Raw genomic sequence first — 14,357 nt, forward strand, 5'->3', positions numbered from 1 at the left:
GTTACAATCCCTGGCGGACGTGCGGTTTCGCGTTAAGTTGACACCAATGGCGGAGCGGGGCGTTAGCCCATTACGAATTACGAATTATTTTAGCTCTCCAAAATATTACGATCCGTTGCTAGAGTTTGTGCCCCTGCTTGCATCATTTCTATATCTGATGCCGACCAATAATGAGGCCCTTGACAGTGATGTGCTACTAGTAATCCCCATAATTTTCTAGGGATGACAATTGGTGCAACCAAGTTGGCGCGAACCTGCATATTGCGGAGAAAATCTCGGTGACAAGGCTGAATTGGCTCTAATTCAATATCAGCGATCGCCTTTACCCGTCCTGCTAAGTATAAAGCAGCATACTCGCTGTTAAAACAATCATCTGGGCCAGTGGAACCAAGTATTGAAAATTCTTTAGAACTTAAAGATTCAAAAGTCACTTGTCCTTGCCACTGCCCGTAAAAATAATACAACACCACCCGATCAACCTGAAGCGACTCTCTGAGTTGATTGGTCGTTTGCCGCACTAACTCATCGCGCTGCATTGATCTAACAAGGCGATCGAGCAAATTTTGCAAACCCTGTTCACGGCGATCGCGGCTATGGTTAAATTCGGAGTGAGAATGAATTTGCACGGTTCTAAAATTACGACTAAGTAAATGCTGCCGGATTTATATAGTAATTTATTACACTTTATTTAAATACATTTTTGTATTGATAGCAGCAATTCAATTTTAACGGAAGTTAATACTAGTCAACCTCTACGGGGAATTTTAAATAAATTCTTAAGAAGTTGCAATTTTTAATTAATCTGTACTATAGATGATTCCAAATTATAAATTTAGTGTTAAAAATATTAGAATTTTACAGATAATATAGGACTCCTATTTAATTTCTGAACAAGACTCAGTACGGATCTATGCTTTCTTTCCTATTCCCTATTCCCTACCCACGTAAGTAAATTCAGGAATCAAACCAGATTCCTATATGTATCTTGAGTTTTTCATAGCATAAATTATTTATTGCGATCGCAGACTTTAACCTCACTTCCAAACCTCTCTCCTAAAAGGAGAAAAGCTTTGAATCTTACTCCCCAACGCTAGTAGGGAAGGGGTTGGGCGTTAGGTCTTAAAATTTAGATTCCCGACTTCTCAAAGAAGTCGGGAATCTGGACACCGGGAATTTTCACTAAATGACAAGTTAGTTTGTATTCATAGTTACAGAAAATTTTCAACCAATATAGTTTAAAACTTCGTCATCATTCCTAATAAAATAGGAATTAACACCCCAGTTTCTATAAACGGCTTGTTTTGTGTTCAAGTTTAACGTCACAAAACATAACTACGAATTACGTTAGCGCAGCGGTAGCGAGTCCGCGAGCGTCATTACGAATTACGAATTAAACAGTTACGGAAAGCTTCTAATGCTGCTTCTTTAACAGTTGTATTCACAATCGGAAAGGTAGTGAGGATGTAGCTAAATTCATCTTCGGTTAAGCCGTAAAGATGTGCTACCATTCCATCGAGTTCGGCGCGGAGTTTGGCGCGTTCTGTTTCGTCGGTAACGCCTTGTTGATGGGAACCTAAACCGACTTCTTGCGCTTGAGAGATATCACTGAAACGTTATTGATTTATCTAAGCGGCGGCTTTATTTGTACAAATGTCATTTTTAATTGTCAGGTATATTTGCTGATTACTTTATCAAAATGCCTAATTGCTTTATAAAAATACCCGTTTACTTTCTCAAAATACTGAAATGCTTACTCAAAATGCCTAATTGCTTACTCAAAAAGCTTAAATGCTTTCTCATTTCAGTAAATTTAGCAAGCAAAAAGAGATATTGCTTACTCAAAAAGCTTAAATGCTTTCTCATTTCAGTAGATTTAGCAAGCAAAAGGAGATATTGCTTTCTCAAACCCCTATTTGCTTACTCATTTCGGTATTTTCCGCAATATAACAAAGACAAAGACGCGATAAATCGCCGTCTCTACAAAGGATTGATTATTGTACAGACAGCGATTTATCGCGTCTTCTTCCTAAAGACAGCGATTTATCGCATCTTCAAAAATTATAAAAAAAAGAGCAGTTGTATTATGCAACTGCTCTAAAAAATGTTTAGATAGATATTTTCTACCTATCCACAGACCCCATAATCACATCAACACTACCGAGAATCACCACAATATCTGCAACCTTCATCCCGCGCAGTAAATGTGGAACAATTTGGAGGTTGTTGAAATCTGCGGCGCGAATCTTCCAACGTGCAGGGAAGACGTTATCATCGCCAACTAAATAAATTCCCAATTCACCTTTGCCACTTTCTACACGCGCATAAATTTCACCCTTGGGCATCTTGAAAGTGGGAGAAACTTTTTTACCGATGAATTGGTAATCAAATGCGTCCCACTCGGATTTTTTACCTGCGGCTAAACGTTTAGCTTCCAGATTTTCGTAAGGGCCGCCAGGAAGTCCTTTAATTGCTTGGCGAATAATTTTCACAGATTCGCGCATTTCCCGCATCCGCACTACATAACGGGCAAAGCAATCACCGGCGGTTTCCCACTGTACATCCCAGTCGAAATCGTCGTAACATTCGTAATGGTCAACTTTCCGCAAATCCCATTGCACGCCAGAAGCGCGTAACATTGGGCCAGAAAGTCCCCAGTTAATTGCTTCTTCTCGCGTGATAGTACCAATACCCTCAACACGCCGCCGGAAGATGGGGTTATCTGTTACTAAACGTTCGTACTCATCAATTTTGGGTAATAAATAGTCGCAGAATTCCAGACACTTATCTACCCAACCATAAGGTAAATCGGCTGCTACTCCACCAACGCGGAAGTAGTTATTATTCACCATCCGATAACCTGTGGCAGCTTCCCACAAATCATAAATCATCTCCCGTTCCCGGAACTGGTAGAAGAAGGGAGTTTGTGCGCCTACGTCAGCTAAGAAGGGGCCAAACCATAGCAAGTGGTTAGCGATGCGGTTCAACTCCAGCATGATGACGCGGATGTAGCTAGCGCGTTTGGGGACAGCGACACCTGCAAGTTTTTCTGGGGCGTTGACAGTGACGGCTTCGTTGAACATTCCCGCCGCGTAGTCCCAGCGACTAACGTAAGGGACGTACATTACATTAGTACGGTTCTCAGCGATTTTTTCCATTCCCCGGTGCAAGTAGCCGATAACTGGTTCACAGTCAACGACATCCTCGCCATCCAGAGTCATGATTAGCCGCAGAACCCCGTGCATTGAGGGGTGGTGTGGCCCCATGTTTAGCACCATTGGTTCAGTGCGGGTTTCTAGTCTGGTCATAGATTTCGTGTTCTCCGTTCGTGAAAATTTTGAATTGAACCGCCTAGATGCCAACCACAGCCGATTTATCTAGTCTGCCAAAATGAGGTTTGTAGGGGCAATCTATATAATTTTGACTCTACAGGGTTATGTTGGAGAGAGGATAGCAGCGCAGGAGTTGTAATTGTTTCATTTCGTTGCACCTCTTCAATTATTATAGGGAAGCTTGATATGCAAGGGATTGAGGCACAGGTTTTTTTTCATGTAATCTCTTTTTGCATTTAAAATCTTGATGTTAAGGATTGGGATTGAGTGTTAAATAGGACTTAAATCGAACTACAGAGGACACGGAGGACACGGAGGAATAGGAGTTTAAGAGTATGTTTGAAAAGTCCTCTTCTCGGTATCAAAAGTTTTAGATCCCCCTAAATCCACGCCAGTTGCTCATGGGGGAAACCCCCAAGACCGCACTGGCTCCCCTTAACAAGGGGGACTTTAATTCCGGTTCCCCCCTTTTTAAGGGGGGTTAGGGGGGATCAACAAGTGCCTAAAATCACAGACAATTACTTTTCAAACATCCTCTAAAAGGTTTTTGGTGTAAGTCTTACCAAATAGAAACAAAAATAAAATTAAAAATTAAAGATGAAATCAGATTTACAAACACCGCTAGATTTAGAAGAACTGGCTTTTTCTCATATTTCCGTGTTGGGACGGGAGGTAGTTGAGGGTTTGGCGGTGCGTCCAGGCGGACATTATTTAGATGTAACAGTAGGCGGTGGTGGTCACAGTCGCCTAATTTTAGAAGCTGCTGAAGATGTGCGGGTAACGGCAGTTGACCAAGATGAAGATGCTTTAGCTGCTGCAAAGAAAGAATTAGCAGAGTTTGGCGATCGCATACAATTTATTTATAGCAATTTTGCTGACTACGAATTTCCCCCCAACACTTTCGATGGTATTTTAGCCGATTTGGGGGTAAGTTCTTACCATTTAGACCAAGCAGAAAGGGGTTTCAGCTTTCGCCAAGCTGCAAATTTGGATATGCGAATGGATCGGGGGCGATCGCTAACTGCTGCTGATGTGATCAATAATTGGGATGAAGCAGAATTAGCTGATATTTTCTTTAAGTACGGTGAAGAGAGATTATCGCGGCGCATTGCCAGACGGATTGTAGAACGGCGACCGTTGCACACGACTACAGAATTAGCTGATGCGATCGCTTCTTCAGTTCCCCCCAAATACCGTTATGGGAGAATTCACCCCGCAACTCGCGTTTTTCAAGCTCTGCGAATTGTCGTTAACGATGAGTTAAAATCCCTAGAAACCTTTTTGGATAAAGCACCAAATGCCCTTGTCCCTGGTGGCAGAATTGCGATTATCAGTTTTCACAGTTTGGAAGACCGTCCGGTAAAGCATGGTTTAAGAAATTCACCTTTATTAAAAGTCTTGACAAAAAAACCGATTATTGCACAAGAAGAGGAAATTAGTCAGAATCCGCGATCGCGATCGGCCAAATTGAGGATAGCAGAAAAGTTGCTGTAGCTATGTAGCCATTTTCAATCCGTTGACATCCTCACCGACCTAAAGGCGCTCTTAAGAAGGAGTAATGAGTAATAAGTAATAAGTAATGAGTACAATACCCATTTTTCATCCACTATGAAACTCATTACTTTAAAGCATTGCGTGAAGCCGTAAGGATTCAGACCCAAATATGTGGTGAGGTACAGGTATGCAAATAGACCTAACCGCCTACCCCCAACTCGTCGCGGGAAGTGAGTTAAAAAATAAATGGAAATTAGTAATGGGTAATTGGGATTAGTTCACTACTTGTTACCGATTTTACTCTATAACTTTTGACTCTAATATAGGACTCATATTTGATTTCTGAAAAAACTCAGTACAACTAAGAAGCCTTCTTTCCTGTTGCCTGTTGCCTGTTGCCTATTGCCTGTTGCCTATTGCCTGTCTACGCAAATTCGTTCAGAAATCAAAGCGGATTCCTATAGTATTCTAAAATAACGAATAACTTTTTTTGCTACACTTTTCGAGGGAATATTCCATGACTATTTGGGTAAATGAGCAAATTGATCCGTCTGGGATGATTCATGCCTGTATTGCCACTTGTAATGAATCTCAAGCTAAAGATTGTCATGATTCCTTTCAGAATAATTTGACTGAAATGCAAAAGGCAGCAGGTTGGGTAGCGCGATTGCGGACTGTCGATTCTTGGGATGAAGTGCCTGTTAATTCTTTAAAACTCAATTAATTGAGTGCTATCGAAACTAGGCTAATAGCTCTAACTTTTTCCCAGCAGATAAGATTACCTTTGTCTTTTCTGCTCATCTTTGAATGAAACTTCGACGCGCTTTGCTTCATCAGAGGTTTGTTTAGACTTATGTTGCTGAGAGTTAGACTATTTTGGTTTTGACTGCCAATTCTCTGAGACGCAGATCATTTTTTGAGATTTTGACGAACATATTTCAGGAGCGATTGCTTGTCTAGCATAGGCTGTATCTATGCCAATGCCTACAGCGATCGCAGCAAATCCCATTAAAATAGGTTAATAAAGGATAAAATTCGGATTAAAATTCTCAAATTATTAGCAACTACTTCTAAAAAAAGTAACTTATTATATAAACTAGATGATTTTTCTGAACTTTTAAGAGGTATCATCTATACCGTAGATTAAATTAAAAAACTTGTATAAGCCGAATCAATTTAGTGAACTATCCCAAAGTTTACACTTCGGAGCAAGCCTGTCCCATTAATTTAGTTGGCGAAACAGGACAAGCGGTTCAAATTTCAATTCATGCTCCCAGTCAATATATCTGTGCCAACTGCGAACGGATATTACCAGATTGGAAACGGCAGCCATTTTTAAGAGTAGTGATTGTCTTACAGCAATCGCGTTATCAATTAGTCGAAAAAACAGCAGAAGTAGAATCAGAGAAAGAACGCCTGCGAGAAAAGTTTATGCGATTTGGCTGTGATTTAGCATTTCATCTGCGCGATCGCGGCTATTTAACAGACTTAATCGACCCTCGTACAGGCTATCCTTTACTGTCCCATCCCGGAGCAATTCCCCACGATGACACAGCAGTTGTCAAAGCTTTGCTCAATTATCCAGTGATTAAAAATCAATGCCGTGTATTAATTCATCCCGATTGGGGTGCAGCAGTTTATCCTAGCATTTTGATATCAGAAGCTCCCCCAATTGTGATCGAATGGGTTACAAAAGGCATAGCATCTATGCATGGGTGGAAAGAAATTGATTAGTCATTAGTCATTAGTCATTGGTCATTTGCATGGGCTATTTCTCCCTCATACCTTTATGTATGTTAGAAATGGGTATGTAAAGACGCATAGCATCACCTGTGTCTCCAAACAACTTCTTCCAGGAAGCTAGGACAGTCGAAGCCTCTAGTAGTGCGGCTTGCTATTTCCCCCTCATGAGTGGACGCTACGAAGTCAAGCCGGGGATGATGGCTTTTGGTTCCTGTTTTGGTAACACTCCGGCTGATCAGCAGGTATTTCAAATTGATGATGATTTTACCCACTACCGTCAGATTAAACTTTTAGCCCGTGCGGAACAGTTGAACAAATACTATCAAACCTGCAATTATTCTCAGACTGTAGCAGGTGCGATCGCTCGTTTGATAATTAATCGCCTTACCCAAGAACACCCACAGCATTTTCACTGCCAAAAGTCAATAGATAACACTGTGGTATTTCACAGCCAACTCACCAAAGAAACCATCTATTTAGATGCAGAGTTGCAGTTACAGAAAGTCGAGGGTAGTCCAGTTTTTCCAGCTTACGCCTCTACCCTTGATGCTTTAGCAACGCAGGTACAGGAAGACCTGACAATTATTTGCCGTTCTGCTGATGGTAACAACTGGCTGAGTGCAATTCATCTCTGCTATCCCAATCACTGGTCAGCTGAGGAGAAAATTGGCAAAGATTTCGCCGCAATCCATGCACCTGTGGCTGGGATGGAAAAAATAAATCGGCGTGCAGGTGCGATCGCTAATACAATGATTACCCATAAACCAATGGTGCGCTTTGCCTGGGGTTTGAGTACCGACACTCGCCTTAACCATCATCCCGAACCACCGCCTGGTATATCAGTTAGCCAATGGCAAGGTAGAAGCTTTGATTCACAGCATCCCAAACTTTATCTGCGAATTGAGCGCCAAGTTATTTGGGGACTACCAGAGTATGAAACGGCGTTGTTTAGTATTCGTACTTATTTTAGAGATTGTAGTGTAGTGAAAAAAGACTCCGTGTTACGGTCTAAGCTATATGCTGCAATTCAGTCCATGACACCGGAATCACTGGTTTATAAAGGCTTAGTGGAGAGCAAAGCTAGTATTTTAGAGTGGTTACAGGAAAATTAAGGTATAAAAAACCCCACGCCACTTCCAAGATGGAGTTTCCCGCCGACTTCCATAAAATTAGCTATTTTTCGGTCGTCGCAATTTCTGAGAACCAATTGGGCCGAGAATTTGGTTAAGGCTACGCAACTGTTCAGCTGTACCCATACCAATTAGCCGATCTCCCGACATTAACACCGTATCGCCAGTGGGGCCACCGATTAGAGTCCCATCAAGACGGCGAATTGCCAGAACTAATGCCCCAGATTGCGATCGCAATCTCGCTTTTTGCAAACTCTGACCCACAAAGGGACAAAAAGCCGGGTCGAGTAAAAATTCTTCCATATACAACTGACGGTCTGCACCTGTCAAAATCCCGTCTACAAAATCCAACACTTGGGGTCTGAGTGCCGCAGCAGCCATGCGCTTCCCACCTGTAATATAGGGGGATATCACTTCATCTGCGCCACCGCGTCGTAACTTCTGCAAAGCTTCTTCTGTACTTGCGCGGGCAATCACCCGAATTCCTGTATTCAGAGTTTTTGCTGATAAAACAATATATAAATTCTCAGCATCGGAAGGGAGTGCTGCAACAATACAAATCGCCCGTTCGATACCAACTTTCAGAAGTGTGTCATCTAGGGTAGCGTCACCTTGATATGCCGTATAACCTTCTGCCTGTGCCCTTTGTACAGATTCCATGTCAGCATCAATCACTACAAAAGGTGCGTCTTCTGCCCGAAATTCCTTGGCAATTTGACGACCAGTGCGGCTAAATCCACAAATGATGTAGTGTTCTGATAGGGATTCCATTAACCGCCTCTGTTGTTGTAGCCGAATTCCTTCTTGAAAGTAGCCTTGAATAATCGCTTCTGTAAATCTGTTGACAATGTAACCGATATTCACTACACCCAACAAAATCAGGGCAATTGTAAACAACCGTCCTCTACTACCGAGTGGGTGTGTCTCGCTATATCCCACGGTCGCGAGAGTGATGACTGTCATGTAAGCCGCATCTTCCCATGACCAACCCTCCACTAAGCAGTACCACAAAGTGCCAATGAAGAAAACACCGCCAAGAGCGATCGCCCCTGTCATTAACTCCTTTTGGATACGTCGATATTTTTGTTCAAGTGTTGAGAATGAGGTAACAATAGTTCTTCTAGCCTAATTTTTCTAGTTTTCTGCTAACTTTTTAGCATTCGTCCTTTTTAGTATATTGAAACTAAGTAACTGGGCAAGAAGAAATCAAACTAAGTTACGCAACGTAAAATTAATGAAATAGTTACGTTAAATCATCACAAAGACGCGATAAATCGCCGTCAAGACGAAAGATTGATTATTGTAGAGACGGCGATTTATCGCGTCTCTTGCCTTAACCGAACAGGATTGAGACTAAAACTACCTTATGGCTGCCCCAAAACAGCCTTTGTAAAACCAGCTGAAAACACTGCCCAGTGCGTAGACCTTGCCCGCCGCAGGCATCGCCCCAGCTATTAACTGTTCAATACCATACTGTACTGTGTAGATAGTAGCTGTAAGGTAGATAACTAGAGATGATCGCTGCTGTTGTTCGACCTCTGAATTTGGTAGTTGGTTTGCTGCTATCTTGTTGTTTCTTGCTCACAAGCTGTCACCCGACACAGATGAAAAGCAAAGCATCTCAGGTAGCTCAATTAGTTTTAGTTTCACTAAGTGACCCGACTACTTTTAACTATGCCATTAATGACTCTCCCTACAGTGTTTTTCCTTTAATTTACAAGGGATTAATCGATGAGAATGTTATCACTACCAAATTGGAGCCAGGACTAGCAGAATCTTGGTCAATATCTACCGATAAAAAGCGAATTATTTTTACATTAAAAACAGGGTTGAAATGGTCAGATGGCGAACCTTTGACGGCAGATGATGTAGTCTTTACATATCGAGACATTTATCTTAATAAAAAAATTCCCACTTTATATAGAGATTTTTTACGTATTGGCAACACAGAAACTTTCCCATCAGTGCAGAAACTAGATGATTTGCGAGTTGAGTTTACTTTTGTGGAACCTTTCGCCCCTTTTTTGAGATACGCCGAAAGACTAGCAATTTTGCCCGCTCATGCCTTGCGTTCTTCTGTATTATCCAATGATGCTAATGGTAATCCTCAGTTTCTTTCAATGTGGGGAACCAATACTGATCCGCAAAAAATCATCTCCAATGGGCCTTACAAAATAGAAAGCTATACTCCTTCTGAACGGGTGATTTTACGACGCAACCCCTATTACTGGCGCAAAGATATTCAAAAAAATCCTCAGCCTTATATTGAACGTATTGTCTGGCAAATTATTGCTTCTACCGAAAATCAGTTACTCAGATTTCGCTCAGGGGAACTGGATAATTTAAATGTGACACCAGCAGTATTTGGCTTACTCAAGAAAGAGGAAAAGCGAGGCAAATACATTATTTACAATGGTGGAACTACTGCGGGTTTTAGCTTTGTGGGTTTCAATCTCAACCAAGCTCGCGATCGCAAAGGTAAGCCTTTTATAGATCCGATTAAATCTCGATGGTTTAATAACTTAGTTTTTAGGCAAGCAGTCGCTTATGCCATTGACCGCAACCGCATGAAAACTAATATCTATCGCGGTTTAGGTGAAATCCAACATTCGCCAATTGCTGTTCAAAGTCCCTACTACTTGTCCCCAGCAGCAGGGTTAAAAGTTTATGATTATAATCCCCAGAAAACCAGGCAGATGTTGTTAGAGGCTGGTTTTAGGTACACCTCCCAAAAAGAACTCTTAGACCAAGATGGAAATCGCGTGCAATTCAATCTCTTGGTGAAATCGGAAGATCAATCAAGAATCGATGCCGCAGTTCAAATCCAACAAGACCTCAGTCAAATTGGGATCAAAGCAAATATGCAGGTGGTCAGTTTTAATGTAGTCTTGCAAAAACTACTCTCTCGTCGAGATTGGGATTGTTATGTCGGTGCGTTTGGTGTTCCCGGTGCAGATGTTGAACCTAACCTTCTATCTTTATTTTGGACTAGTCAAGGCTCATTTCATCAGTTCAACCAAGGTGCCGCACCAGGAAAACCCCCACTCCAAGGATGGGTAGTTTCTGAATGGGAGAGAGAAATTGACAGTCTTTTTAGCGCAGGTGTCAAAGAACTAGACCAGAACAAGCGCAAGGCGATTTATAACAGATTTCAGCAAATCGTTGCTGAACAGTTACCGATATTCTGTCTTGTGAATCCAATCTCCTTTCAGGCGGTGCGTGAACGTGTCAATCCCATCAAGTTTTCTGCCTTGGGGCCAACTTTTTGGAATATTGATGAACTGAAAATCACAGAAAAATAACTAAATAACGAGGACGGGCTGCGCCTATGCAAATTACCTGTAGCTCATACTCTTGCTCAAGCGTTGAGTACAAAATTTTTTCACCACCGCCATGCCTTTGAGGTTATATAAGCGTTAGCCTAAGAAGAAGTACAAGTTGTGCTAAATAAAAAGTATTTTTTAGGGATTTCTAGGAAACTAGTAAATAACTATATAATGAAAAACTTTCAGGAGGAGCGGTAGTGAGCCTACAAACTCTCGTTGACCAAGCCACCATCCCCCCAGATTCAGGGTCAGCATCTAGTCCCTTTGATGCAGATAGCTTTAATCAAGCTGTCATGTCTACCTACGGCCGGTTTCCCTTAGCTCTAGAACGCGGTGCTGGATGCCGGGTTTGGGATACAGAGGGACAAGAATATCTGGACTTTGTAGCGGGAATTGCCACTTGTACTTTAGGACATGCCCACCCAGTGATGGTAGAAGCGGTGACACGCCAAATCCAAAAGCTGCATCATGTATCTAATTTGTACTATATTCCTGAACAAGGTGAATTGGCAAAATGGCTCGTTGATCATTCCTGTGCCGATCGCGTATTTTTCTGCAACTCTGGAGCTGAAGCTAACGAAGCCGCAATTAAACTGGCGCGGAAATATGCCCACACAGTATTAGACATTGAAAAACCAATTATTTTAACCGCCAATGCCAGTTTCCACGGGCGGACTTTGGCAACCATTACCGCTACGGGACAACCGAAATATCAAAAATATTTTGATCCTTTGGTTCCTGGGTTCCACTACGTCAATTACAACGATATTAACGCTGTGGAAGTGGCGATTAGCGAGTTAGATGAAGGCGATTATCGAGTAGCAGCGATTCTGATCGAGCCATTGCAGGGAGAAGGCGGTGTGCGTCCAGGAGATGTTGCCTATTTCAAAAAGCTCCGGCAGATTTGCGATGAAACTGGCATTTTATTGATTTTCGATGAAGTGCAAGTTGGTATGGGGCGCAGTGGCAAATTATGGGCTTACGAACATCTCGGCGTTGAACCGGATATTTTCACCAGTGCTAAAGGCTTAGGTGGCGGTATCCCCATCGGCGCAATGATGAGCAAGAAATTCTGTGATGTTTTTCAACCAGGGGAACACGCCAGCACCTTTGGCGGCAATCCTTTTGTGTGTGGTGTAGCACTCAGTGTTTGCCAGACATTGGAACGGGAAAATATTTTGCAGAATGTGGAAGATAGGGGCGAACAGTTGCGATCTGGATTGAGAGCGATCGCAGCTAAATATCCTCAGCACATTAGCGAAGTTCGGGGTTGGGGTTTAATCAACGGTTTGGAGTTACGAGCCGACATCGAGATAACCGCAGCCGATGTCGTCAATGCTGCTATCAAAGAGGGTGTATTGCTGGTACCAGCTGGCCCAAAAGTTGTCCGGTTTGTACCACCGCTAATTGTCACAGAAGCGGAAGTAAACACTGCCTTGGAAGCTGTGGAAAAGGCGATCGCAACTCTCACAGCTTAGGTAATCAAAAAGCGAGGATAAGTCTTTGTGCTTATCTCTCGCTTTTCCTTACTTTTATATTAATTTTCCCTAAAACTATTGATTTTTTAAGATATCTATGTATCTAAGATCCCTATCCCCATATTCTCTTCATTCTGGGGAAATTTCCCGATAAGCTTGCCGACATTGCTCATAATTATCTGGCAAAATCTCAGCATTACCAAAACATAACTGCTCGTGAGTGGTAATTAAAGTTTCATAAGGCTGTATAGGAGTCACAGACGATCGCAGCAATTGCAGATATTCTCCATCTGTACGGCTGAGTTTGTGTGGTGCGATCGCATTTTGATCTAACTGCTGTAACATCGCTAAATAGACACAACGGCAAGCCTCACGGTAGTTACCTTGACGGTAAAATTGTTGCGATCGCTCCAACAACAGGGCTATGGATGACTCATTAGAGCGAGTTTTTACCCGAAAATCAGTGATATTGCCAGTTCTATTCAGCCAAGAATATACATAAGGACTGAATTCTCGCCACAATCGCCAGCCCACCCAAGCTACAAATAAGCCTAGTAGCAACCAAAACAGAAATTTCAGCAACTCAGCAAGCCAAGGGCTAATCGACCATCCAGTAGGCAATTCTGGCAAAGCTCGTTCAAAGCGGTAAAACTGGTATTCCCACCATTCTCCCGCTTGTTGTTGGAATTGAGACAACTGCCAACTCCAGCTAGTTTTTTCAAAAGTATCTGTAGGCATAGTGGGGAGTGGGGAGTAGGAAGTGGGGAAGCAGGGGAAGCAGGGGAAGCAGGGGAAGAAGAACTATTAATTATTGCTCATGCCCCATGCCCCATGCCCCATGCCCAATGCCCAATGACTAATGACTAATGACTCTTGACTTTTTTATCATGATCCAGCCGATAACAACAAGTAGCGCACCGAATGCCAGAAATCCTAAATCCCAAGCTAACTCATTTGGCCCTGATTTTACATGATGGATACCGAGGATTTGGTGGTCAATTAAACCTTCAACCAAATCGAACAACCCAGTACCAATAAGTATTGACCCAATAAAGGTTTGTGATGACCAAGGAACATCTTCACGCCCTCCAGCCCGCCATAGTAAGACAACTCCTATCACGGTGAATACCCAGTTAAAGGTATGAAAGAACCCATCCCATACCATGTTCAAATCTATATTCGCCATGTTTGTCAGAGGTCGAATATTACTAAGCATGTGATGCCACTGGAGGATCTGATGCAGTAAAATTCCGTCAATAAACCCTCCAATACCTACACCAAGAAAAATTCCAGCAGTAATTAGTGGTGCGCGTCGGTTGAGGGCTTCACTTTTCGCCTCCATTGTCAACCTCATAGATAGGCTTTATTCCCAAAATACAACTCTTTTGGGAGAAATATCTTCTATCTTGAGGCAAGTAGAGCAGTGAACTTTATTTAATCAATTTTCAGATTTAATCTGCATACCCGCTTTCACTGGGTCGAAATCTTGGGGAAAATGGGTGCTGCGATCGTAGTCTGCTTTTTCCAGGTTGGCTCCTTTGAGATCAGCTTGGCGGAGATTTGCTGACATCAACAATGCTCCCCTCAGATCGGCATCCTTCAGATTAGCTTGACTAAGATCAGCAAAGCTCAAGTCAGTTCCTCTGAGATTAGCGCCACTCAGGTTAGCTTCACTTAAGTCAGCATAACTGAGGTCAGATCCTTTCAAGTTAATGCCTTGCAAATCAGCATTACCTAGTTCTGCTTTACTAAAGTCCCGTTTTCCTGCCGCATAACTTTCCACAAGAATAGCGGTACTATTTAGCTGTTGAGAATTGACTTCAGGCATATAACAGCCTCACAGGTTATCTAGTTATT

The 14,357-nt window shown here is 42.4% G+C and carries 13 protein-coding genes; 6 read left to right on the forward strand and 7 right to left on the reverse strand.

What is annotated here, in order from left to right:
* Positions 1-89: 89 nt before the first annotated feature.
* The 3 genes from RRG12_RS14995 to RRG12_RS15005 form a co-directional block, all read right to left on the reverse strand.
* Positions 90-626 (reverse strand): GAF domain-containing protein, encoded by a 537-nt coding sequence (locus RRG12_RS14995; RefSeq protein WP_420759843.1) that lies wholly within the window; start codon positions 624-626, stop codon positions 90-92.
* A gap of 750 nt (positions 627-1,376) precedes the next feature.
* The gene (locus tag RRG12_RS15000; protein ID WP_420759844.1) at positions 1,377-1,508 is read right to left on the reverse strand and encodes a hypothetical protein; all 132 of its coding nucleotides are present in this window, start codon (positions 1,506-1,508) and stop codon (positions 1,377-1,379) included.
* A 612-nt stretch (positions 1,509-2,120) separates the two neighbouring features.
* Positions 2,121-3,305 carry an NAD(P)H-quinone oxidoreductase subunit H gene (locus RRG12_RS15005; RefSeq protein ID WP_069071062.1) on the reverse strand — a complete coding sequence of 395 codons (1,185 nt, stop codon included), beginning with the start codon at positions 3,303-3,305 and terminating at the stop codon, positions 2,121-2,123.
* A 621-nt stretch (positions 3,306-3,926) separates the two neighbouring features.
* Here RRG12_RS15005 and rsmH point away from each other — a divergent pair.
* The 4 genes from rsmH (at position 3,927) to RRG12_RS15025 (ending at position 7,678) form a co-directional block, all read left to right on the forward strand.
* A complete protein-coding gene (gene rsmH / locus RRG12_RS15010; protein WP_420759845.1) occupies positions 3,927-4,823 on the forward strand; it encodes a 16S rRNA (cytosine(1402)-N(4))-methyltransferase RsmH in 897 nt (298 codons plus the stop codon).
* A 517-nt stretch (positions 4,824-5,340) separates the two neighbouring features.
* The gene (locus tag RRG12_RS15015; RefSeq protein ID WP_069071067.1) at positions 5,341-5,547 is read left to right on the forward strand and encodes a glycogen debranching protein; all 207 of its coding nucleotides are present in this window, start codon (positions 5,341-5,343) and stop codon (positions 5,545-5,547) included.
* Positions 5,548-6,002: 455 nt separating this feature from the next.
* The gene (locus tag RRG12_RS15020) at positions 6,003-6,557 is read left to right on the forward strand and encodes a methylmalonic aciduria and homocystinuria type D protein (RefSeq protein ID WP_420759846.1); all 555 of its coding nucleotides are present in this window, start codon (positions 6,003-6,005) and stop codon (positions 6,555-6,557) included.
* A 173-nt stretch (positions 6,558-6,730) separates the two neighbouring features.
* The gene (locus RRG12_RS15025; RefSeq protein ID WP_420759871.1) at positions 6,731-7,678 is read left to right on the forward strand and encodes a heme-dependent oxidative N-demethylase family protein; all 948 of its coding nucleotides are present in this window, start codon (positions 6,731-6,733) and stop codon (positions 7,676-7,678) included.
* Between the two features lie 57 nt (positions 7,679-7,735).
* Here the strand turns inward: RRG12_RS15025 and RRG12_RS15030 are convergent, their stop codons facing one another.
* Positions 7,736-8,752, reverse strand: coding sequence for a potassium channel family protein (locus RRG12_RS15030; protein ID WP_420759847.1), 1,017 nt, complete (start codon positions 8,750-8,752; stop codon positions 7,736-7,738).
* A gap of 458 nt (positions 8,753-9,210) precedes the next feature.
* Between RRG12_RS15030 and RRG12_RS15035 the strand changes: the two genes are divergently transcribed.
* A complete protein-coding gene (locus RRG12_RS15035; protein ID WP_420759848.1) occupies positions 9,211-10,998 on the forward strand; it encodes an ABC transporter substrate-binding protein in 1,788 nt (595 codons plus the stop codon).
* A 221-nt stretch (positions 10,999-11,219) separates the two neighbouring features.
* Positions 11,220-12,500, forward strand: coding sequence for an aspartate aminotransferase family protein (locus tag RRG12_RS15040; RefSeq protein ID WP_420759849.1), 1,281 nt, complete (start codon positions 11,220-11,222; stop codon positions 12,498-12,500).
* A gap of 129 nt (positions 12,501-12,629) precedes the next feature.
* Here RRG12_RS15040 and RRG12_RS15045 read toward each other — a convergent pair whose 3' ends face one another.
* The 3 genes from RRG12_RS15045 to RRG12_RS15055 form a co-directional block, all read right to left on the reverse strand.
* On the reverse strand, positions 12,630-13,238 hold the full coding sequence (locus RRG12_RS15045; RefSeq protein ID WP_420759850.1) for a DUF4129 domain-containing protein: 609 nt from the start codon (positions 13,236-13,238) through the stop codon (positions 12,630-12,632).
* Positions 13,239-13,356: 118 nt separating this feature from the next.
* On the reverse strand, positions 13,357-13,842 hold the full coding sequence (locus tag RRG12_RS15050) for a DUF2243 domain-containing protein (protein WP_420759851.1): 486 nt from the start codon (positions 13,840-13,842) through the stop codon (positions 13,357-13,359).
* A 96-nt stretch (positions 13,843-13,938) separates the two neighbouring features.
* The gene (locus tag RRG12_RS15055; RefSeq protein ID WP_420759852.1) at positions 13,939-14,328 is read right to left on the reverse strand and encodes a pentapeptide repeat-containing protein; all 390 of its coding nucleotides are present in this window, start codon (positions 14,326-14,328) and stop codon (positions 13,939-13,941) included.
* Between the last annotated feature and the right edge of the window lie 29 nt (positions 14,329-14,357).

The sequence above is a fragment of the Nostoc sp. CALU 546 genome (assembly GCF_048836525.1).

Coding starts and splice junctions, on each gene's coding strand:
- RRG12_RS15015 (WP_069071067.1), top strand. CDS start 5,341: ATGACTATTTGGGTAAATGAGCAAATTGATCCGTCTGGGATGATTCAT.
- RRG12_RS15035 (WP_420759848.1), top strand. CDS start 9,211: ATGATCGCTGCTGTTGTTCGACCTCTGAATTTGGTAGTTGGTTTGCTG.
- RRG12_RS15000 (WP_420759844.1), bottom strand. CDS start 1,508: ATGGTAGCACATCTTTACGGCTTAACCGAAGATGAATTTAGCTACATC.
- RRG12_RS15050 (WP_420759851.1), bottom strand. CDS start 13,842: ATGGAGGCGAAAAGTGAAGCCCTCAACCGACGCGCACCACTAATTACT.
- RRG12_RS15030 (WP_420759847.1), bottom strand. CDS start 8,752: ATGACAGGGGCGATCGCTCTTGGCGGTGTTTTCTTCATTGGCACTTTG.
- rsmH (WP_420759845.1), top strand. CDS start 3,927: ATGAAATCAGATTTACAAACACCGCTAGATTTAGAAGAACTGGCTTTT.
- RRG12_RS15055 (WP_420759852.1), bottom strand. CDS start 14,328: ATGCCTGAAGTCAATTCTCAACAGCTAAATAGTACCGCTATTCTTGTG.
- RRG12_RS15025 (WP_420759871.1), top strand. CDS start 6,731: ATGAGTGGACGCTACGAAGTCAAGCCGGGGATGATGGCTTTTGGTTCC.
- RRG12_RS15045 (WP_420759850.1), bottom strand. CDS start 13,238: ATGCCTACAGATACTTTTGAAAAAACTAGCTGGAGTTGGCAGTTGTCT.
- RRG12_RS15005 (WP_069071062.1), bottom strand. CDS start 3,305: ATGACCAGACTAGAAACCCGCACTGAACCAATGGTGCTAAACATGGGG.